Annotated in this window: 21 protein-coding genes and 1 pseudogene; 14 read left to right on the forward strand and 8 right to left on the reverse strand. The window is 73.5% G+C overall.

The genetic code is table 11. The features are described 5' to 3' along the window. Positions 1 to 8: 8 nt before the first annotated feature. The gene (locus tag ACIRG9_RS03170) at positions 9 to 206 is read right to left on the reverse strand and encodes a cold-shock protein (RefSeq protein ID WP_402850240.1); all 198 of its coding nucleotides are present in this window, start codon (positions 204 to 206) and stop codon (positions 9 to 11) included. Then, positions 198 to 830: pseudogene (gene cofC, locus ACIRG9_RS03175) on the reverse strand (2-phospho-L-lactate guanylyltransferase); the annotation flags it as partial. The pseudogene cofC and the gene ACIRG9_RS03170, both read right to left, overlap by 9 nt. A gap of 107 nt (positions 831 to 937) precedes the next feature. Between cofC and ACIRG9_RS03180 the strand changes: the two are divergent. From ACIRG9_RS03180 to ACIRG9_RS03195, 4 genes are all read left to right on the forward strand, one after another. Next, a complete protein-coding gene (locus ACIRG9_RS03180) occupies positions 938 to 1,666 on the forward strand; it encodes a lysophospholipid acyltransferase family protein (RefSeq protein ID WP_402849331.1) in 729 nt (242 codons plus the stop codon). Continuing rightward, the gene (locus ACIRG9_RS03185; RefSeq protein ID WP_402849334.1) at positions 1,663 to 2,691 is read left to right on the forward strand and encodes an NAD(P)H-dependent glycerol-3-phosphate dehydrogenase; all 1,029 of its coding nucleotides are present in this window, start codon (positions 1,663 to 1,665) and stop codon (positions 2,689 to 2,691) included. Before ACIRG9_RS03180 ends, ACIRG9_RS03185 begins: the two co-directional genes overlap by 4 nt. Positions 2,692 to 2,700: 9 nt before the next feature. Continuing rightward, positions 2,701 to 3,816, forward strand: a complete 1,116-nt coding sequence (locus ACIRG9_RS03190; RefSeq protein ID WP_402849337.1) for a cystathionine gamma-lyase — start codon at positions 2,701 to 2,703, stop codon at positions 3,814 to 3,816. Between the two features lie 228 nt (positions 3,817 to 4,044). Then, positions 4,045 to 4,836, forward strand: a complete 792-nt coding sequence (locus ACIRG9_RS03195; RefSeq protein WP_402849340.1) for a putative protein N(5)-glutamine methyltransferase — start codon at positions 4,045 to 4,047, stop codon at positions 4,834 to 4,836. A gap of 293 nt (positions 4,837 to 5,129) precedes the next feature. Here ACIRG9_RS03195 and ACIRG9_RS03200 read toward each other — a convergent pair whose 3' ends face one another. Further along, positions 5,130 to 5,327, reverse strand: a complete 198-nt coding sequence (locus ACIRG9_RS03200) for a DUF397 domain-containing protein (protein WP_402849343.1) — start codon at positions 5,325 to 5,327, stop codon at positions 5,130 to 5,132. Between the two features lie 7 nt (positions 5,328 to 5,334). Further along, on the reverse strand, positions 5,335 to 6,180 hold the full coding sequence (locus ACIRG9_RS03205; RefSeq protein ID WP_402849346.1) for a helix-turn-helix domain-containing protein: 846 nt from the start codon (positions 6,178 to 6,180) through the stop codon (positions 5,335 to 5,337). 276 nt (positions 6,181 to 6,456) lie between these two features. On the opposite strand from ACIRG9_RS03205, the gene ACIRG9_RS03210 reads away from it, so the two are divergent. Then, positions 6,457 to 6,684: a hypothetical protein gene (locus ACIRG9_RS03210; protein ID WP_402849349.1), complete on the forward strand. Its 228-nt coding sequence runs from the start codon at positions 6,457 to 6,459 to the stop codon at positions 6,682 to 6,684. A 428-nt stretch (positions 6,685 to 7,112) separates the two neighbouring features. Then, a complete protein-coding gene (locus ACIRG9_RS03215) occupies positions 7,113 to 8,213 on the forward strand; it encodes a D-alanine--D-alanine ligase family protein (RefSeq protein ID WP_402849351.1) in 1,101 nt (366 codons plus the stop codon). A 24-nt stretch (positions 8,214 to 8,237) separates the two neighbouring features. Here the strand turns inward: ACIRG9_RS03215 and ACIRG9_RS03220 are convergent, their stop codons facing one another. Then, entirely contained in the window at positions 8,238 to 8,918 is a 681-nt protein-coding gene (locus tag ACIRG9_RS03220; RefSeq protein WP_402849354.1) for a DUF3515 family protein, read from the reverse strand. Next, complete coding sequence (locus ACIRG9_RS03225) at positions 8,919 to 9,152, reverse strand: Lrp/AsnC ligand binding domain-containing protein (protein ID WP_018786298.1); 234 nt, start codon at positions 9,150 to 9,152, stop codon at positions 8,919 to 8,921. Between the two features lie 161 nt (positions 9,153 to 9,313). Between ACIRG9_RS03225 and ACIRG9_RS03230 the strand changes: the two genes are divergently transcribed. From ACIRG9_RS03230 to ACIRG9_RS03245, 4 genes are all read left to right on the forward strand, one after another. Next, the gene (locus tag ACIRG9_RS03230) at positions 9,314 to 10,252 is read left to right on the forward strand and encodes a thiamine-phosphate kinase (RefSeq protein ID WP_402849356.1); all 939 of its coding nucleotides are present in this window, start codon (positions 9,314 to 9,316) and stop codon (positions 10,250 to 10,252) included. Positions 10,253 to 10,305: 53 nt separating this feature from the next. Further along, positions 10,306 to 10,839, forward strand: coding sequence for an RNA polymerase sigma factor (locus ACIRG9_RS03235; protein WP_402849359.1), 534 nt, complete (start codon positions 10,306 to 10,308; stop codon positions 10,837 to 10,839). Beyond that, the gene (locus ACIRG9_RS03240) at positions 10,836 to 11,807 is read left to right on the forward strand and encodes a hypothetical protein (RefSeq protein ID WP_402849361.1); all 972 of its coding nucleotides are present in this window, start codon (positions 10,836 to 10,838) and stop codon (positions 11,805 to 11,807) included. The genes ACIRG9_RS03235 and ACIRG9_RS03240 overlap by 4 nt, the downstream gene beginning before the upstream one ends. Positions 11,808 to 11,870: 63 nt before the next feature. Continuing rightward, positions 11,871 to 12,338, forward strand: coding sequence for a GNAT family N-acetyltransferase (locus ACIRG9_RS03245; RefSeq protein WP_402849364.1), 468 nt, complete (start codon positions 11,871 to 11,873; stop codon positions 12,336 to 12,338). A 149-nt stretch (positions 12,339 to 12,487) separates the two neighbouring features. Here the strand turns inward: ACIRG9_RS03245 and rpmB are convergent, their stop codons facing one another. Next, the gene (rpmB, locus tag ACIRG9_RS03250) at positions 12,488 to 12,679 is read right to left on the reverse strand and encodes a 50S ribosomal protein L28 (RefSeq protein ID WP_073832489.1); all 192 of its coding nucleotides are present in this window, start codon (positions 12,677 to 12,679) and stop codon (positions 12,488 to 12,490) included. A gap of 289 nt (positions 12,680 to 12,968) precedes the next feature. Here rpmB and ACIRG9_RS03255 point away from each other — a divergent pair, with 289 nt between their 5' ends. Next, positions 12,969 to 14,585, forward strand: a complete 1,617-nt coding sequence (locus ACIRG9_RS03255) for a DAK2 domain-containing protein (RefSeq protein WP_402849368.1) — start codon at positions 12,969 to 12,971, stop codon at positions 14,583 to 14,585. Continuing rightward, positions 14,582 to 16,783 (forward strand): ATP-dependent DNA helicase RecG, encoded by a 2,202-nt coding sequence (recG, locus tag ACIRG9_RS03260; RefSeq protein ID WP_402849371.1) that lies wholly within the window; start codon positions 14,582 to 14,584, stop codon positions 16,781 to 16,783. The genes ACIRG9_RS03255 and recG overlap by 4 nt, the downstream gene beginning before the upstream one ends. Before the next feature lie 298 nt (positions 16,784 to 17,081). Here the strand turns inward: recG and ACIRG9_RS03265 are convergent, their stop codons facing one another. After that, positions 17,082 to 18,092: a hypothetical protein gene (locus ACIRG9_RS03265; RefSeq protein WP_402849374.1), complete on the reverse strand. Its 1,011-nt coding sequence runs from the start codon at positions 18,090 to 18,092 to the stop codon at positions 17,082 to 17,084. A 259-nt stretch (positions 18,093 to 18,351) separates the two neighbouring features. On the opposite strand from ACIRG9_RS03265, the gene rsmD reads away from it, so the two are divergent. After that, positions 18,352 to 18,915 (forward strand): 16S rRNA (guanine(966)-N(2))-methyltransferase RsmD, encoded by a 564-nt coding sequence (gene rsmD, locus ACIRG9_RS03270; RefSeq protein ID WP_402849377.1) that lies wholly within the window; start codon positions 18,352 to 18,354, stop codon positions 18,913 to 18,915. After that, on the forward strand, positions 18,912 to 19,400 hold the full coding sequence (gene coaD, locus ACIRG9_RS03275; RefSeq protein WP_402849380.1) for a pantetheine-phosphate adenylyltransferase: 489 nt from the start codon (positions 18,912 to 18,914) through the stop codon (positions 19,398 to 19,400). Before rsmD ends, coaD begins: the two co-directional genes overlap by 4 nt. The last annotated feature ends 154 nt before the right edge of the window (positions 19,401 to 19,554 follow it).

The raw sequence follows: 19,554 nt of genomic DNA on the forward strand, positions 1-19,554 counted from the left end.
CAGGTTGCTCAGGCCATCGTCGGCAACGTCACGCGGACGATCTCACCCGCCGCGTCCCGTTCGATCCGGACCCGCTGCCCGAGCCGGAGCAGCCGCAGCCCGGAGGCGTCGAAGGCGCGGGCCGGGAAGGCCAGCTCGGTGCCGTCGTCCAGGAGCAGCACACCGCTGCGGGTCGACGCGTCGTAGGTGGCCACCGTGCCCTGCATGCCAGCACCGTACCCGTCGAGCAGCCGCGCCGTGCGCGGGCCCGGCCCCAGCCGTACGGCGGTGACCAGGTCGGCGGCGGTGTCCACGTCCCGGCGCAGGGTCGGCCAGTCGCCGCGCAGCGGCAGCGCCCCGCTCGCCCCGTGCGCCGCCGCCGAGCCCACCCCGAACCGGGGGTCCAACGGCACCCCGGCCGGCGCGGCGAGCAGCACGGTGCCGCTTCCCGGGGCGTCGGCCACGAAGCCGCGTGCCCCGGGCGGGACGGCCCGCAGCGCCGCGGCCAGCTCGGCCGGGCGCAGCGCGGGCAGGTCGGCGGTGAGGCCGGCCACCGCGGCGCGCGGGCCGGCAGCCGCCGCGCCCCGCCGGAACGCGGCGTTCAGCCCGCCGGCCGGGTCCGGCACCACCCGCGCGCCGGCCGCCGTCGCCTCCGCGGCCACCCGCGCGTCGTCGCTGACCACCAGCACCTCGCCGACGGCCGGGCAGGCCCGCACCGCGCGGACCGTGTCGGCCGCCAGCGCCAACGCCAGCTCCTCGTGCGGTACGGCGGGCAGCGCGCCCCGCAGGCGGCTCTTCGCCGCTCCGAGGCGCTTCACCGGCACCACGACGGTCCAGGTCGGCTCGGGCACGTGACCATCCTGCCAGTCGGACGGCGGTACCCTCACTGGCCGGACCCAGGGCGAGCAGGCATGATTTCGTCGCGGGCGTGTGGGGCGGGGCGATACGAGGAGGCAGGGTGGCACCGCGGAGGCTGGGGTTCTGGCAGTGGCTGGCCGTGGTGCTGGTCAAGCCGGTGTTGAACGTCTGGACGCGGCGCACCTGGCGGGGCATGGAACACCTGCGCCACCCCGGCGGCGTCATCATCGTGCCGAACCACATCGGGCACGCCGACCCGCTGGTCGCCGCGCACTTCATCCACGACGCCGGGCGCTGGCCGCAGTTTCTGGGCAAGGCCAGCCTGTTCCGGCTGCCGGTGATCGGCTGGATCCTGTACCGGTGCAAGCAGATCCCGGTGGAACGCGGCACCGTCGAGGCGGCCAAGTCGCTGGACAAGCTGGTCGCCGCGGTGCGGGCGGGCGGCGCGGTGGTGATCTACCCGGAGGGGACCATCACCCGCGAACCGGACCTTTGGCCGATGAGGGGCAAGACCGGGGCGGCCCGGCTGGCGCTGGCCACCGGCGCGCCGGTGATCCCGATCGCGATGTGGGGGCCGGAGAAGATGTTCGAACCCCGTACTTCCCGGCTCAGCCTGCGCCCGCGCATCCCGGTGACCGTGGTGGCCGGGCCGCCGGTCGACCTGAGTCGCTGGGCGGACGCCGCGCCGTCCCGGATCGTGCTGGAGGAGATGACCGACACGATCATGCTGCGGATCCGGGACATGGTCGCCGAGATCCGCGGCGGCACCCCGCCGCCGCTGTGGGAGCGTCCCGCCCGTACCCGCACCCGCGGCGAGGCCGGAGAATGAGCGAGCGAGGCGGCCGAAGCGGCGGGCATGTCGCGGTGCTGGGGGCGGGGTCGTGGGGTACCGCGTTCGCCAAGATCCTCGCGGACGCCGGCCGGGACGTGACGATCCTGGCCCGGCGGCCGTCGGTGGCCGAGGCGATCCGGGCCGAGCGCCGCAATCCGGACTACCTGCCGGGCGTGCGGCTGCCCGACCGGGTCACCGCGACCGGCGACGCCGAGGAGGCGATCGTCGGGGCGGAGGTGGTGGTGCTCTCCGTGCCGTCGCAGACGCTGCGCGGCAACCTCGCCGGGTGGACCCCGTACCTGGACCCCGACGCCACGCTGGTCTCCCTGATGAAGGGCATCGAGCTGGGCACCACCAAGCGCATGAGCCAGGTGATCATGGAGACCGCGGGGGTGCCGGCCGACCGGGTGGTGGTCGTCTCCGGGCCCAACCTGGCCCCGGAGATCGCCGCCGAGCAGCCCGCCGCGACCGTGGTCGCCGGCACCGACAACCGACGGGCCACCCTGGTGCAGTCGTCGATCCGGACGCCGTACTTCCGCCCGTACACCAACGACGACGTGGTCGGCTGCGAGCTGGGTGGGGCGGTGAAGAACGTCATCGCCCTCGCGTACGGGATCGCCACCGCGATGGGCTTCGGCGACAACACCCGGGCCATGCTGATGACCCGTGGCCTGGCCGAGACCGCCCGGCTGGGCGTGGCGCTCGGCGCCGACCCGATCACCTTCGCCGGGCTGGCCGGCATGGGTGACCTGGTCGCCTCCTGCTCCTCCCCGCTGGCCCGCAATCGGACCTTCGGCGAGCACCTGGGCCGGGGGGAGACCCTGGAACAGGCGCAGACCGCCACCCGGCAGACCGCCGAGGGGGTGAAGAGCTGCCTGGCGATCCGGGACCTGGCCCGGGCGCACGGGGTGGAGATGCCGATCACCGAGCAGATCGAGCGAATCTGTCACGAGGGGATGGACCCGCGGCTCGCCGTGGACGCCCTGATGAGCCGGACCGCCAAACCCGAGTCGTACGAGTGAGGTGACCGCATGAGCGAGTGGGGGGACGGCACCCGCAGCGTGCACGCCGGGCTGCCCGCGCCGACGCCGGGCGAGCCGTTCCTGCCCGGGCCGGTCTTCGCCGCGCCGTACCACCTGGATCCGCGGCAGGGGCCGGCGGCGACACCCAACGGGTACGGCCGGCCGGACAACCCGACCCGGCGGCTGCTGGAGGCGGCCATCGGTGAGCTGGAGGGCGGGGACTGCCGGGTCTTCGCGAGCGGCCAGGCGGCCATCACCGGGCTGCTGCTGGCACTGCTGCGCCCCGGCGACACCGTGCTGCTACCCGCCGACGGTTACTTCCCGGTGCGCGCCTTCGCCACCGAGACCCTGGCGGGCAACGGGGTGCGGGTCGGCTTCGTGCCGACCGCCGGCCCGTACCCGTCGTTCTCCGGTGTCCGGCTGGTGTTGCTGGAGACGCCGGCGAACCCCGGCCTGGACGTGGCCGACGTGCCCGCGCTGACCGCTGCGGCGCACGCCGCCGGGGCCCTCGTGGCGGTCGACAACACCACCGCCACGCCGCTCGGGCAGCGCCCGCTGGAACTCGGCGCCGACGTGGTGGTGGCCTCCGCGACCAAGGCGCTCACCGGCCACTCCGACCTGCTGCTCGGGTACGTGGCGACCCGCTCCGCCGAGCTGCTCGACCCGGTGACCGCCTGGCGGACCACCACCGGCGGGGTGCCCGGTGCGTTCGACTGCTGGCTGGCCCACCGCTCGCTGGCCACCATGGACCTGCGGCTGGCCCGACAGACCGCCAACGCGGAGGCGCTCGCCCGGCTGCTCGCCGGCCGTGCCGACGTGACCGGCCTGCGCTGGCCCGGGCTGCCGGGAGACCCGGCATACCCGGTGGCCTCGGTCCAGATGCGACGGATGCCCGGGGTGCTCTCGTTCGACCTGGGCGACGCCGACCGGGTGGCCCGGTTCCTCGACGCGTCGCGCCTGGTCGCCGCCGCCACCTCGTTCGGCGGGGTGCACACCACCGCCGACCGGCGCGCCCAGTGGGGCGACGACACCGCCCCCGGCTTCGTCCGGCTCTCCTGCGGCATCGAGGACACCGTCGACCTGGTGGCCGACGTGGCCGCCGCGCTGGACGCCGTGGCGGCCTGACACCACCGGCCGCGCACCAGGGGCGGCTGACGCAACCGGGGCGGGTACCGGGGCGGCCAGGTGCCGCCGGTTCGGCTATCGTGACGGGCAGCCACGGCCCGAGTGGGCCCCGACCGGAGGAGGTGAGTCCGATCCACCAGACAAGGACCGGCGCTCCCTCCGAGTCCGCGTCGCCCTGGGGCTAGGGCGACGCCGGGAGCGCCGACGAGCGTTCCCGAAAGGCAGCACATGGCACCAATCCTGTTCTCCCCAGACCGTCCCGCCCTCGTCGCCCGGCTGCGCGCCGCCGGTTGCGTCTTCGCCGAGGACGAGGCGGAGCTCCTGATCGCCGCCGCCGACACGGCCGAGGCACTGACCGATCTGGTCGACCGCCGGGTCGCCGGCCTGCCGCTGGAACACCTGCTCGGCTGGGCCGAGTTCTGCGGCCTGCGGGTCGCCGTCGACCCTGGGGTATTCGTGCCGCGGGGGCGTACCGCGCTGCTGGTCGCCGCCGCCACGGCGGCCGCCGGACCGGCCCCCGCCGTGCTCGACCTCTGCTGCGGGTCGGGCGCCGCCGCGCTGGTGCTGCACGGCCGGCTCGGCCCGCGCTGGCTGGCCGCCGCCGACATCGACCCGGTCGCGGTGGCCTGCGCCCGACGCAACCTCGCCCCGCTCGGCGTGCCCGTCTACCAGGGCGACCTGTTCGCGCCGGTCCCGCCCGAGTGGCGGGGCGGACTCGACCTGGTGGTGGCGAACGCCCCGTACGTGCCGAGCGGCGCGGTGGCGCTGCTACCGGCGGAGGCGCGGCTGCACGAGTCGCCGGTGGCCCTGGACGGCGGCGGGGACGGGCTGGCCGTGCTGCGCCGGGTGGCGGCCGGCGCGGCCGAGTGGCTCGCCCCGGGCGGGCACCTGGCGGTCGAGGTGAGCGTCGCGCAGTCCGAGGCGCTCTGCGCGGTGCTGGCCGGAGCGGGCCTGGTGCCGACGGTGGTACACGACGAGGACCTCGACGCCACGGCCGTCACCGCCCGCCGGCCCGCCTGAGCCGCCTACCGCCCGGGCAGGCATTCGTCGACTCCGTGTGCGGCATGTGGGTGGTCTCGCCCTACCGCCCGGGCAGGCATTGGTCGACTCCGTGTGCGGCATGTGGTGGTCTCGCCAGGTTCCGGATGCCGCTGTGTGCGCGGCATGGAGTGGATCACAGCGACCAAGATCGGTATTTGTGAGTTCGGGGGCGAGCGGCGGCATGGCCCGCTCCTCCGCCGCGCGGCCACCCCGGTCCTGCCACCCCGCGGGGTGGCGCCCCAGGAGCGGGTGCTGCGGGCGCAGGTGGTGGGTCAGCCGCGCGGCGGCTCGCCGGTGAAGGCCGCCCAGGCGGCCGGGGAGAAGACCAGCACCGGGCCGGCCGGGTCCTTGGAGTCGCGGACCGCGACCGCGTCGGGCAGCAGTGCCATCTCGACGCACGCGCCCTCGTCGCCGCTGTGGCTGCTCTTGCGCCAGCCGGTGGCCGGGCGGGGGCTGTTCGTGCCGTTCATCGTCGTTCTACCTCTCGTCCAGTAGGCGGAGGAGCTGTTCCCGGGTGGCCGCCGGGCTCAGCGCCACGGTCCGCAGGTGCTCCATGATCTTGGTGCAGGTGCGCAGGTCGCTCGGCCGGTCCAGGACCATCTGCCCGGCGACCGTCTCCACGGAGGCGATGATCGGGTCCTCGGGGTCGACGAACTCCAGGATGTGCAGCGAGCCCCGGGTGCCCCGGTGGTAGCCGGCGGCGAGGGGGATCACCTGCACGGTGATGTTGGGCAGCTCGCCCATCTTCAGCAGGTGCAGTAGCTGCCCCTCCATCACGGACCGGTCGCCGACCGGGCGCAGTAGCGCACTCTCGTCGATGATGGCGTCGAGGATCGGCGGATCGTCGCCCGTGAGCCGCTGCTGCCGGTCGAGTCGCAGGTGGACCCGCTGCTCCACCTGCTCGTCGCTGAGCGTGTGCGGGCCGCCGCGCATCACGCCGCGGATGTAGTCGGCGGTCTGCAGCAGGCCGGGCACCACTGAGGGCTCGAAGTTGGCGATCCCTGTCGCCTCCGCCTCCAGCGCGATGAAGTCGATGGTCCGCCGGTCCAGCAGGTACGAGTAGGAGACCCACCAGCCGGGCTTGCGCGCGTCCTTGGCCAGTTGCACCGCGGCGGCGATTTCGTCCGGGCTCACGCCGTAGAGGGTGAGCAGGGCTCGTACGGTGGCCGGACTGACCAGCGTCTGGGCGTTCTCGTAGCGGGACAGGGTGCTCCGGGTGCTGTTGATCTCGTCTGCCGCGACCTCCAGGGTCAGGCCGGCTGCTTCCCGGTGGGTACGCAGGGCGATGCCGAGCCGTCGGGCCCGGGCGGTCTTCGGCGCCATGCATCGATGGTCGCACATCAAACGGGAAAGGTGGGCATGAGAGAAGGTCGATGAGAGTTGCATTCACTCGTGTCCACCTGTCAATCTGTGACAGCGTCCTCACCACTGGTTGTCGTGGCGACGGCGGTAGTGAGCGACCGGAGGAATGGGGTGCGCGGCGACCGGGATTCTCCCCCCGCCGCCCGATCGCCGCGCGCCCCTTGCCGGGCGCAACAGGCGGGAAGGTGCAGGCATGACGGCGACGGCCGGCCGCCCTCCGGGCCGGCGGTGCACGCCGTGACCCGCTTTCTCGTGGTCCTTACGGACGTCCGGCCGTTCGACGGCGCGGCGCGCGACGAACGGACGAGCCCGGAGCGCCGCCGGCAGGTGGTCGGGGCGAGCAGCCAGGCGGCGGCGGACCGGATAGCCGGAGCTTTCATGGCGCTCGGCATGGTCCGCGCGAGACGGCAGCGGGTCAAGGTCATCGCCGTCGGGCGCCGCCCCTCCGCGCTCCGGAGTGCCTGAGCTGAATCCCGCCCGCCCTGCGGACCTGGCGCGCCGGGTGCCAGTTTGATCCACTCCAAATGCCGCATGTGGTGGTATCCGGCATCCGGGAGACCGCAATGTGCCGCATCCCGAGCCGCCCCGAACGGTCCGGCCGCCCATCGGGCCGCCCCCGATCGGCCCGGCCGCGCCATCGGGCCGCCCCCGAGCGGCCCGGCCACATCCGCCCGGCTAATGGCAGACCGCCCGGGCGACTCCAGCCCGCGCGTGGGTTGGTCCGGGGTCGCCGTCCGGTTACTCACCGTATAAGATTCGTTGCCCGGATCGGTTCGCCCGCCCGTCTCCCCGGGTATCGACCACCCGCGCTCGCCACGCACAGTAAGGTCAACCGGGTGAGCGCCACGGGCGAGCACGGCCAGCCGCAGTCGCGACCGAAGAGGTGACCACCTGTGACCACCCCAGGCAAGACCCGTGTGGCGATCGTATTCGGCGGCCGCAGCCCCGAGCACGGCATCTCGTGCGTCAGCGCGGGCAGCGTGCTGGACGCGCTGGACCCCGACGAGTTCGAGGTGGTGCCGGTCGGCATCACCCGGCGGGGCCAGTGGGTGCTGGCCAGCGGCGACCCGAGCCAGCTCGCGATCCAGGACCGCAAGCTGCCGGAGATCACCTCCAGTTCCGGGGCCGAGCTGGTGCTGCGCGCTGACCCGGCCGTGGGCGGCCTGATGGTGCTCGACCCGACCGAGGGCCCCCGGGCACTGGCCGACGTGGACGTGGTCTTCCCGGTGCTGCACGGCGCGTACGGCGAGGACGGCACCATCCAGGGCATGCTGGAGATGGCCGACATCCCGTACGTCGGGGCGAACGTCTTCGCCTCCGCGGCCGCCATGGACAAGGAGTTCACCAAGAAGCTCTGCGTCGCCGAGGGCATCCCGGTCGGCCCGTACGTGGTGCTGCGCAACGGGATGACGATGACCGAGGAGGACAAGGAGCGGCTGGGGCTGCCGGTCTTCGTCAAGCCGTCCCGGGCCGGCTCCTCCTTCGGCATCACCAAGGTCGACGACTGGTCACGGCTCGACGCGGCGGTCGCCACCGCCCGCGAGATCGACACCAAGGTGCTGGTCGAGGGGGCCATTGTCGGCCGCGAGATCGAGTGCGGCGTGCTGGAGGGGGAAGCTGGCGGCGCCCCGGAGGCGTCGGTGCTGGCCGAGGTGCGGATGGTCGGCGCCCACGACTGGTACGACTTCGAGGCGAAGTACATCTACGCCGACGAGGTCTGCGAGTACGACGTCCCGGCGAACCTGCCCGAGCGGGTCACCCGCCAGGTGCAGGAGTACGCCGCCCGCGCCTTCACCGCCCTGGACTGCTCCGGCCTGGCCCGGGTCGACTTCTTCGTCACCCCCGAGCTGGACGTCTATCTCAACGAGATCAACACCATGCCCGGGTTCACCTCGACCTCGATGTTCCCCCGGATGTGGGCGGCCAGCGGCCTGGAGTATCCCAAGCTCGTCAACCGCCTCATCCGTACCGCCCTGCGCCGCGCGGGCCGCTGACCGGCCGGCCCGCGCGGGCGGCGATCAGCTGGAGCAGCCGGAGGGGGCGGCCTTGGCCGACGGGACCGTGGCGACGATCGTGTCGGAGATCGGGGTGACCCACTTCAGCGGCTGCTCGTACGTCTTGGGCAGCCGGACCCGGACGGGAACCTCCCGGTCGACGGTGGTGAGCACCGCGCCGTCGGCCTCCTCCACCGGGTGCCAGCAGACCCCGTTGACCCGCCACACGTCGCCGGTCGCCGGAAGGCAGTCGCCGGCCGGCTGATCGGTCGACGCGCCCGCGCCGGGCGAGGGGCACGCCTTGATCGGCGGAATGCCGCCGCAGGCGATGGTCAGCGCCGGGTCGCCGTATGCGGCGTTCTGCTCGATGCCGGCGGTGACCGGTCGCTGGTTCAGGTCGCGGACGCTCGGCGGGAGCTGCGACAACAGGGCGCGGCACACCGTCGCCGGCCGTTCCGCCAGGGCCGGGGCCGGCATCTCGACCGGGGTGGTCGACTGCGGCCGGACGGCGGTCGCCGACGCGCTCGGCGTGGCGGCCGGCTCCGCCGGGGCGAGCTTGGCGAAGGTGAATCCGGCCACCGCCGCGGTGACCGGCACCGCGATCAGCGTCGCCCAGAGCGCGGCGCTGCGGGTGCTCCGGTCCCGGCGCGGAGTCTCGCCGGGAGCGGGGGAATCGGGAGCGGGGGAAGAAGTGATCTCGTCCACTTACAGGCGCACCACCGAACACGTGAGGGTGCGGGTGATTCCGGGCACCATCTGCACCTTGCTGACGATGAGTTTGCCAAGCTCGTCGACGGTGTTCGCCTCGGTGAGCACGACCACGTCGTACGGCCCGGTGACGGCGTCGACCCGTACCACGCCGGCAAGGTCCGCGATCTGACCGGCCACGTCACGCGCCCGACCGACCTCGGTCTGGATGAGGATGTACGCCTGTACCACGACTCGACCTCCGTCCGTCGCCGCCTGGGCGACCCGAAGGGTGAAACTACCCTACGGAGCAGGCCCGATCCCGATCGGTGGCCGGCTGGACGCGGTGAGCGAGGACACGCCGGGGGCGTGGTGCGGGAATACAGGTCGGAAGAGCGCGACGAGGGGACGGCATGACGGTCGCGGGTGTCGGGGAGTTCGGGTTGATCGACCGGGTGACCGCCCGGCTGACGTACGGGGAGAGCTGCCTGCTCGGCCCGGGTGACGACGCGGCGGTGGTCGCGGCCCCGGACCGGCGGGTGGTGGCCTCCACCGACGTGCTGGTCGAGGGGCGGCACTTCCGCCGGGACTGGTCCGCGGCGCGGGACATCGGACACCGGGCGGCGGCGGCCAACCTGGCCGACATCGCGGCCATGGGTGCCACCCCGACCGCGCTGCTGGTCGCCCTCTGCATCCCGGCCGAGCTGGACACGAGCTGGGCGGAGGAGTTGGCCGACGGGCTGGGCGCCGAGGCGGCTCTGGTCGGGGCGGGGGTCGTCGGCGGTGACATGTCGGCCAGCCCGATCATCACGATCGCCGTGACCGCCCTGGGCGATCTGGGTGACCGGCCACCGGTGGTCCGCTCGGGAGCGCGCCCGGGCGACGTGGTGGCGCTCGCCGGGCGTACCGGCTGGGCGGGGGCCGGCTACACCGTGCTCTCCCGGGGCTTCCGGACGCCCCGGCTGCTGGTCGAGGCGTACCGCCGTCCCGAGGTGCCCTACGCGGCCGGGCCGGAGGCCGCCCGGCACGGAGCCACCGCCATGATCGACGTGTCCGACGGGCTGCTGGCCGACCTGGGGCACGTGGCGAAGGCCAGCGGGGTGGCGATCGACGTGACGCGGGACGCGTTCGAGGTGCCCCGGCAGATGCGCGACGCGGCACAGGCGCTGGGCGTCGACCCGTACTCGTGGATCCTTGCCGGTGGCGAGGACCATGCCCTGGCGGCGACCTTCCCCCCGGCGGCGGCGCTGCCGGCGGGCTGGCGGCCGATCGGGCGGGTGGCCGAGGGCGCCGGGATGACCGTGGACGGCGCCCCGTACGACGGCCCGACCGGGTGGGACCACTTCCGCTGATCGGCCCCACTGGGGAACATGGCGGTGGGCGGGCGGCAAGTAGGGGTATGACCTTGCCGACGACAGCCGCGACGGGGGCGGATCCCGCCGACCTGGCCGGCCTCTTCGACCGGTACGCCCGGGAGTTGCTGCGCTACTGCACCCGCCGGGTTGGCGAGCAGCTCGCCGAGGACGTGGTGGCGGAGACCTTCCTGGTGGCCTACGAGCACCGGGAGCGATACGACCGGAGTCGGGGCGAAATGCTGCCCTGGCTCTACGGCATCGCCACCAACCTGCTGCGGCGGCACCGGCGGGTGGAGGTCCGTGCGCTGCGAATGGCCGCCCGGGGCGATGCTGCGGCCGAGGGCCCGTCCCGGCGTACCGCCGAGCGGGTGGACGCCGAACGGACCGTGGCCGGGCTGGCCGGGGTGCTGGCCGGGCTGCCCCGGCGCCAGCGCGACGTGCTGCTGCTCTACGCGGTCGCCGAGCTGGAGTACGCCGAGATTGCCGTCGCCCTGGACATCCCGTTGGGCTCGGTCCAGTCCGCCCTGCACCGCGCCCGGACCAAGGTCCGGGCCGCCCTGGCCACCCAAGGAGACGCCCGATGAGCCGCATCGACCCCGACATGCTGGCGGTACGCGACCTGCCGCCCGGACAGCCCGAACCGACCGACGAGTCGGTCAGCCGTACCTGGCACGTCGTCACCCGCCGGCTGGCCACCCACCGGCCGCCGTCTCGTCGCTGGCTGGTCCCGGTGACCGCCGCCGCTGTGGTCGCCGCGCTCGTGGTGGGAGGGGTGACCCTGCTCGCCCCCGACCGGGACCGCGCGGCATCCGCGCCGTTGACCACACCGCAGGTGATGGACCGCCTGATCGACAAGGCGGCCAGCATCGAGCCGGTCCAAGTGCCGAAGGGCCAGCTTCTGTTTGTGCGGACCGTGATGACCGGGAACCCCGACCAGCCTGGCCGGCACACCTCGGAGATCTGGTTCGACGGCGAGACGATCATGCCGCTACGGACCCGGACGGACGGGACGGACACCTCGATCGATGGACCGGACAAGCCGGGCAGCATGGCCGAGGACAACCGGAACATCGTCGCCCGCGGCGGCAGCCTGTACTACCCGACCCCCCGTTTTCTGGCCGATCTGCCGACGGACCCGGCGGCGCTGCAGGCCCGGCTCGAGACGGAGACCCGCGATGCCTTCAGCCGGCCAAAGTTCGGTCCGTTCGGGCCGATCATGCACCTCGCCGCAATGTTCGCCCGGTCGGAGCCCCGACTCTCGCCCGAGCTGCGGGTCGGTCTCTACCGCCTGATCGCCGGGCTCGACGGGCTCGCCGTGGCCGAGGTCACCGTCGACGGGCGTCGCTGCTGGGCGGTAGGGCAGGCCGACGAGCACGGCCGTAGCGTCGACCTGCTCTTCGACGCCGAAACCGGCCATGTGATCGGTGAGCGGTACGTCGGCTGGCGGGACGAGTCGGCGCCGCCCACACCGGAACCCGAGTACGACCCGGAGCGGGATCGGCAGTTGGTCTGGACCTTTGCCGTGGTGTCCGACACCAGCCGGACGGAGTGATCTGCGACCGAACGGGGACAGCCGGCCCCGGTTCGGGGCCGGCTGCGGTCGTACCCTTCATCCGTGAACGAGATCGAGATCCGGGTGCGGCGGTTCGACGCGTCCGAGTCGCAGGCGTTGATCCGGGCGGCCCTGGCCGACCTCGGCGAGCGGTACGGCGGCAGCGGCGACGAGACGCCGGTCGACGCGACGGAGTTCGAGCCGCCGGCAGGCGCCTTCCTGGTCGCCTTCCTGGACGGCCAGCCGGTGGGCTGTGGCGGCTGGCGCAGCCACGGCGACGACGGCGTGACGGCCGAACTGAAGCGGATGTACACCGCGCCGGTCGCCCGGGGGCGCGGCGTCGCCCGGTCGGTCCTCGCGGCCGTCGAGCGGTCGGCGCGGGAGCAGGGTCGCAAGCAGATCATCCTGGAGTGCGGCGACAAGCAGCCCGAGGCGATCGCGATGTACACCTCGGCCGGCTACGAGCGGATCCCGAACTTCGGCTTCTACAAGGACGCCCCGGGCTGCCTCTCCTTCGGCCGTACCCTCTGACGCCGCCGCCCGGCCGGCCCCGGTCCAGGTGGGCCCGGCGACACGCAACCGGTCGGCCCACCCGCCGGCCCGCTTTTCGAACACGACAGAAGCCGGCGGACCCGAAAGGGGCCGCCGGCTACCGACGAATCTGGGGTGGCGTTACCGCGTCAGGCGCGGGTGACCTTGCCAGCCTTGATGCACGACGTGCAGACCTGCATCTTCTTGGTGGTGCCGCCACCGGCCGGGGTACGCACCGACTGGATGTTCGGGTTCCAGCGGCGGTTGGTCCGCCGGTGCGAGTGGGACACGTTGTGGCCGAAGCCCGGCCCCTTGCCACAGACGTCGCACACGCTAGCCACGGGATACTCCTGGGTTTGAAACGTTCATGAGGTCGCCGCCAGGCGCTGCCCGGGCAACCTGGTCAGGTTACCCGATGACCTGCTGGTACGCCCAACCGGGTCCGGCCGGCGGCCGACGGCTCCAGGTCGCGCGGCGTGAAGACGCGCCGAGCTGGAGTTGTCGGGTGGAAACCCGCCCAGCCTACCGGTGGTGCAGGGCGGCCGGTCACCCGCCCCGGACACCTCGGACACGCCGACGCGGGCCGGGCGACCCCGGCGCGTGTCGGCGCACGCCAGTAGGCTTCCGGTCGTGCTGGACACCCTCGATGCCGCCGCGGTACGCCGCTGGTGCGCGAGCGGGCTGGCCACCCTCCAGCGGCACCAGGGCGAGATCGACGATCTCAACGTCTTCCCGGTCCCGGACGGCGACACCGGCACCAACCTGGTGCTCACCCTCACCTCCGCGCAGCAGGCCCTCGCCATGGACCTGGACACCCTTCCCGACGACGGGCACACCCCGCACGGGCACGCGCTGCGACTGATGGCCCAGGGCGCGCTGCTGGGCGCGCGGGGCAATTCCGGGGTGATCCTGTCGCAGATCCTGCGTGGCCTCGCCGACGCGCTGGCCGCCGCCCCGGCGGTCCGCGGCCGGCAGCTCGCCGCCGGGCTGGCCGCCGCCACCACCGCCGCCTACGCGGCGGTCGCCCACCCGGTCGAGGGCACCCTGCTCACCGTGGTCACCGCCGCGGCGCGCGCCGCCGAGCAGGCGGACAGCGACGACCTGTGCGCCGTGGTTCGGGCCGCCGCGGCCGCCGCGGCCCACTCACTCGCGCGTACCCCGGAACAACTGCCCGCGCTGGCCCGCGCCGGCGTGGTCGACGCCGGCGGGCGCGGCCTCTGCCTGCTGCTGGACGCGCTGGTCGAGGTGATCACCGGGGAGAGCCCCGCACCGCCGGCGCCCGCCCCACCCGCGGTCCGCCCGCCCGCCACCGCCGTCCGGGAGACCGGTTCCCCGGCGTACGCCTACGAGGTGCAGTACCTGCTCGACGCCTCCGACGAGGCGGTGGCCCGGCTGCGCGCCGAGCTGGATCCGCTCGGCGACTCGCTCGTCATCGTCGGCGACGGCAGCCCCGGCGTCGGCACCTGGAACGTGCACGTACACGTCAACGACGTCGGCACGGCGATCGAGGCGGGGGTCGCCGCCGGCCGCCCGCACCGGATCACGGTGACCCGGTTCGCCGACCAGGCCGCGCCGCCCGCACCGGTCCCGCTGCCCGACGGCCGGGCGGCCGTGGTGGTGGCCACCGGCGCCGGCATCGCCGAGCTGTTCGCCGCCGAGGGGGCCACCGTGGTGCCGGCCAACCCGTCCACCGGCGAACTGCTCGACGCGATCCGGGCCACCGGGGCGGCCCGGGTGGTGGTGCTGCCCAACGATCCCAACACCCAGTCGGTGGCGAGCGCAGCCGCGCGCGAGGCTCACGGGCTCGGGGTGAAGGTGAGCGTGGTGCCCACCCGCTCCCCGGTGCAGGCCCTCGCCGCCCTCGCCGTGCGCGACCCGTCCCGGCGGTTCGAGGACGACGTCATCGCGATGGCCGAGGCCGCCGGCGCCTGCCGGTACGCCGAGGTCTGCCACGCCGGCAAGGAGGCGCTCACCGTGGCCGGCCCGTGCCGGCCTGGCGACGTGCTGGCACTGGTCGAGGGGGAGGTGCACCTCATCGGCGCCGACCTGCTCGACACCTGCACCGCCGTGGTCGACCGGATGCTCGGCGGCGGCGGGGAGCTGGTCACCCTGCTCCGCGGCGCGGACGCCCCGGACGGGCTGACCGACCGGGTACGCGAGCACGTCGAGCGTTCCTGGCCGTTCGTGGAGGTCCAGGCGTACGAGGGTGGGCAGCCGCACTATCCGCTTCTGGTGGGGGTCGAATGACGAGCGAACCGGCCACGGTGGACACGCCGCTGAAGAAGCTGGTCGGGGAGAAGACGGCCAAGGCGCTGGCCGGCCACCTCGACCTGCACACCGCCGGCGACCTGGTCTACCACTTCCCCCGCCGCTACGACGAGCGCGGCGAGCACACCGACATCCGCTCGCTGGACGTGGGGGAGCAGGTCACCGTGCTGGCCCAGGTGCAGCGCACCGCCGTACGCCCGATGCGTCAACGTCGGGGCAGCCTGCTGGAGGTGACCGTCGGCGACGATTCCGGCGGCGTACTCACCCTCACCTTCTTCGGCAACCAGGCGTGGCGGGAACGGGAGCTGCGGCCCGGCCGGTGGGGGCTGTTCGCCGGCAAGGTCACCGAGTTCCGGGGCAAGCGGCAGCTCAACGGCCCGGAGTACGTCCTGCTCGGCGACGGCGGCGACGCCGAGGCGGCGGCCAACGAGGAGGTCGAGGAGTTCGCCGGGGCGCTGATCCCGGTCTACCCGGCCGCCGCCGCGGTGCCGACCTGGGTGATCGCCCGCTGCGTCCGGGTCGTGCTGGACACCTTCACCCCGCCCGAGGACCCGCTGCCGGCCACCCTCCGGGCCAGCCGGAACCTGGTCGGCATCGGGTCGGCGCTGCGCGAGATCCACCGACCGTCCAGCAAGGAGGACCTGTACCGGTCCCGCCGCCGGCTCAAGTGGGACGAGGCGTTCGCCGTGCAGCTCACCCTGGTGCAGCGCAAGCACCGGGCGGCGGCCTGGCCGGCGCAGGCCCGGCCCGCGAAACCGGGTGGCCTGCTTGACGCGTTCGACGCCCGGCTGCCGTACGAGCTGACCACCGGCCAGCAGGCCGTCGGCCGGGAGATCGCCGCCGACCTGGCCACCGCGCACCCGATGCACCGGCTGCTGCAGGGCGAGGTCGGCTCTGGCAAGACGGTGGTTGCGTTGCGGGCCATGCTCCAGGTGGTCGATGCGGGCGGGCAGGCGGCGCTGCTCGCCCCGACCGAGGTGCTCGCCGCCCAGCACCACCGGGGCATGCTCGACCTGCTCGGCCCGCTCGCGCAGGCCGGCGAGCTGGGCGCGGCCGACGACGCCACCCGGGTGGAGCTGGTCACCGGCTCGCTGGGCGCGGCGGCCCGGCGGCGGGCGCTCGCCGAGGTGGCCGAGGGGCGGGCCGGCATCGTGCTGGGCACCCACGCCCTCCTCTACGAGGGGGTCGACTTCCACGACCTGGGCCTGGTGGTCGTCGACGAGCAGCACCGGTTCGGCGTGGAGCAGCGGGACGCGCTGCGGGCCAAGGCCGACCAGCCGCCGCACGTGCTGGTCATGACCGCGACCCCGATCCCGCGTACGGTCGCGATGACCGTCTACGGCGACCTGGAGACCTCCACCCTCTCCCAACTGCCGCAGGGTCGCTCGCCGATCGCCTCGCACGTGGTACCGGCCGCCGAGAAACCGGCCTTCCTCGACCGGGCCTGGCGCCGGCTGCGCGAGGAGGTCGCCGCCGGCCACCAGGCGTACGTGGTCTGCCCGCGGATCGGCGAAGGACCCGCCTCGGAGGAGGAACCGCCACGTGAGGACGACAACGGGCGGCGCCCGCCCCTCGCGGTGACCGAGATCGCCCCGCTGCTCGCCGAGGGCCCGCTGCATGGGCTGCGCATCGGGGTGCTGCACGGGCGGCTGCCGGCCGACGAGAAGGACGCGGTGATGCGCTCCTTCGCCGCCGGCGACCTGGACGTGCTGGTGGCGACCACTGTGGTCGAGGTGGGCGTGAACGTGCCCAACGCCACCGTGATGATCGTGCTGGACGCCGACCGGTTCGGCGTCTCCCAGCTGCACCAGTTGCGCGGCCGGGTCGGCCGGGGCTCGGCCGCCGGCCTCTGCCTGCTGGTAACCGAGGCGGTGGAGGGCTCGTCGGCCCGGGAACGGTTGGACGCGGTCGCCTCCACCACGGACGGGTTCAAGCTCGCCGAGCTCGACCTGGAGCAGCGCCGCGAGGGCGACGTGCTGGGAGCCACCCAGTCCGGCCGCCGGTCCCACCTGCGGTTGCTGTCGCTGCTGCGGGACACCGACCTGATCCGGGACGCCCGGGCCGAGGCGATCGCCCTGGTCGAGGAGGATCCGGAGCTGGCCCGGCATCCCGCCCTGGCCGCCTCGGTCGCCGCCCTGGTCGACGAGGAACGCGCCGAGTACCTGGAAAAGGGCTGACGCCGCGGCCCCGGTCCATCCCCGCCGCCTGTCCGCGGTCTGGCCGTCGCTCGGCTTGACCGACTCCGTCGGCGCGGCCGGGTTCTGGCCGTCGCCCGGCTCGATCGACTCCGTGTGCAGCATCCGGTGGTCTTCCGCGACCTGGAGACGCCGATGTGCCGCATTTGGAGTCGATCACCCCGCCACTCGGCCCGGAGAGGGCCCGGAAAGCGGGCCGGCGTAGGTACGGGCCGAGGGCGCGCCGACCGGTTGGTCGACGCGCCCTCGGTTCAGCTCAGCGCGAGTGGTTCAGCGCGGATCAGGCGGTGAAGCGGATCCGACGACGGCGAGCCATCACGAAGAACACTGCACCAGCGGCTACCAGCACGGCGGCAACACCGGTGATCACGCCGGCGGCCGGGCCGGTGACCGGCAAGCCACCAGCGTCACACTCGGCCGGCTTCTCCCAGGTGACGGCGTCCTCGGCGTCACCCTTCTCGCCCTCGAAGCTCGGGATGATGGTCAGGCCCTTGTGGGCCTTGAAGGTCACCTCGGTCTTCTTGCCCGGGATCAGCTCCAGCTTCTTCGTCTCACCCTTCTCCGAGGTGAAGACGATGGTCGCCTCGACGCCGTCAGCCGGGTTGTCGGCGGTCACGGTCAGCTCGTCACAGGTGAAGATGATCTCGAAGACCGGTGCGTTCGGCTCCTCCGGCACCAGCGGGCCGGTCGGCTCGCTCGGCTGGGGGGTCGGCTCGGCCGACTCGGACGGCTCGACCGTCGGCTCGACGGACTCGGAGGGCTCGACCGTCGGCTCGACGGACTCGGAGGGCTCCACCGAGGGCTCGGGCGACTGGGACGGCTCGGGCGACTGGGACGGCTCCGGCGAGGCCGGCGGCTGCGACTCGCAGTTCTTCGTCGCCTTCGCGGTGCCCGTCGCGGTGTTCTTGACCAGCTTCCCATCGCGTACCCACGTGGTGCTGACCTTGAGCTCGGCCGCCTTGCCCTTGCTGACGATCTGCTCGCCTTCGAGCTTGCCGTACTCGACCTTGCCGCCTTCCTTCTTGCCGGCGGGCAGTTCGGCATCGGCGTAGATGTTGGTGATCCCGGTAGCGGACGGGGTCCACACCGAGGTGATCTTGCCCTTCAGGTCCCACTCGCTGTTCACCACGGTCCAGTTGACACGCAGCTCACCGTTGGGCAGCTTGCAGGCCTTGCCGGTGATGGTGGTGTGGTGGGCCAGGGCCGGGCTGGCGGCAACCGCCACGCCCGTGAGGCCGATCAGCGCGCCGGCGGCGACCGCCGCGACACGCCGGAGGTTCAGACGGTTCACGTCTACTCCTGATTGGGGGAAGCTAGAGACTGTGCCGGGTTGGGGGAAACTACGCACCACGCACCGCACCCGACACCCGGCTGACCTTAGCGATCCAGGCGCGATGAGTGGAGTCTTCAGCGCCCACTAAGGATCTCGTTGTAAATCTGTGATCTTATATAGGCGAAGAGTCGCCGCGTGGTTGCGTACGGCTTGGGTGCCGGTGTCTGAATGGCGCCCCGCCGTCGCGTAGCGTCATGGACATGTGCGGGAGCAAGCGGTGACTCGGATCGTGGCCGGAACGCTCGGCGGGCGGCGGATCGCCGCGCCGCCCGGTGCCGGCACCCGGCCGACCTCCGACCGGGTGCGGGAGGCGTTGTTCAGCGCGGTGCAGGCCGAGCTCGACCTCGACGGGGCGCGCTTCGCCGACCTGTACGCCGGCTCCGGCGCGGTCGGGCTGGAGGCGCTCTCCCGTGGCGCGGAGCACGTGCTGCTGGTCGAGTCCGACGCCCGGGCGGCCCGGGTGATCCGGGAGAACATCGCCATGCTGCGGGCCGCCCCGGCCGCCCGCCTGGTCACCGGCAAGGTGGCCACCGTGCTCGCGGCCGGGCCGGACGGTGGGCCGTACGACGTGGTCTTCGCCGACCCGCCGTACGCCGTGTCCGACCAGGAGGTCACCGCGCTGCTGGCCGCGCTGGTCGACGGCGGCTGGCTGACCCCGGACGCCCTGGTGATCATCGAGCGGTCCAGCCGCTCCGGGCCTGTCACCTGGGTGGACGGCATCACGTCCGAGCGCAGTCGCCGCTATGGCGAGACCACCCTTTGGTACGGTCGCCGATCATGAGACGTGCGGTCTGCCCGGGCTCCTTCGACCCGGTCACCAACGGACACCTCGACATCATCGGCCGGGCCAGCCGGCTCTTTGACGAGGTGATCGTCGGCGTGCTGGTCAACCAGTCCAAGCAGGGGCTGTTCACGGTCGAGGAGCGCATCGACATGCTCCGTGAGGTGACCGCCTCGTACGACAACGTGCGGGTCGAGTCGTTCCGCGGGCTGCTGGTGGACTTCTGCCGGGCCCAGCGGGCGAGCGTGCTGATCAAGGGCCTGCGTGCGGTCAGCGACTTCGACTACGAACTCCAGATGGCCCAGATGAACATCGGCCTGGCCGGCGTGGAGACGCTCTTCATGCCGACCAACCCGCTCTACTCCTTCCTCTCCTCCAGCCTGGTCAAGGATGTGGCCAAGTGGGGTGGCGACGTCTCGGCGCACGTCCCCGACGTGGTCCGCGAGCAGCTCGTCGCCCGCCTCGGCCCGGACACCCGGGACTGAACCGGGTAGAACGGCCCGACCTCCAGGCCGACCAGCACAGACGCCGCCAGCACACGGACGGGTGGCGGGCGACGCGCCGGGAGGGGCCGTCGGCGTGTGGTGGAGCGGGCGCGACATGATGTGTGCAGCGCCGAACCCGGGCGCAGGCCGCATC

This window comes from Micromonospora sp. NPDC093277, assembly GCF_044765245.1.
GTDB lineage: Bacteria > Actinomycetota > Actinomycetes > Mycobacteriales > Micromonosporaceae > Micromonospora.

Bases quoted from the DNA above. Each gene is read 5' to 3' on its own strand.
- ACIRG9_RS03170 (WP_402850240.1), bottom strand. From the start codon at position 206: ATGCAGGGCACGGTGGCCACCTACGACGCGTCGACCCGCAGCGGTGTG.
- ACIRG9_RS03240 (WP_402849361.1), top strand. From the start codon at position 10,836: ATGAGCCGCATCGACCCCGACATGCTGGCGGTACGCGACCTGCCGCCC.
- ACIRG9_RS03205 (WP_402849346.1), bottom strand. From the start codon at position 6,180: ATGGCGCCGAAGACCGCCCGGGCCCGACGGCTCGGCATCGCCCTGCGT.
- recG (WP_402849371.1), top strand. From the start codon at position 14,582: ATGACGAGCGAACCGGCCACGGTGGACACGCCGCTGAAGAAGCTGGTC.
- ACIRG9_RS03230 (WP_402849356.1), top strand. From the start codon at position 9,314: ATGACGGTCGCGGGTGTCGGGGAGTTCGGGTTGATCGACCGGGTGACC.
- coaD (WP_402849380.1), top strand. From the start codon at position 18,912: ATGAGACGTGCGGTCTGCCCGGGCTCCTTCGACCCGGTCACCAACGGA.
- ACIRG9_RS03185 (WP_402849334.1), top strand. From the start codon at position 1,663: ATGAGCGAGCGAGGCGGCCGAAGCGGCGGGCATGTCGCGGTGCTGGGG.
- ACIRG9_RS03190 (WP_402849337.1), top strand. From the start codon at position 2,701: ATGAGCGAGTGGGGGGACGGCACCCGCAGCGTGCACGCCGGGCTGCCC.
- ACIRG9_RS03200 (WP_402849343.1), bottom strand. From the start codon at position 5,327: ATGAACGGCACGAACAGCCCCCGCCCGGCCACCGGCTGGCGCAAGAGC.
- ACIRG9_RS03195 (WP_402849340.1), top strand. From the start codon at position 4,045: ATGGCACCAATCCTGTTCTCCCCAGACCGTCCCGCCCTCGTCGCCCGG.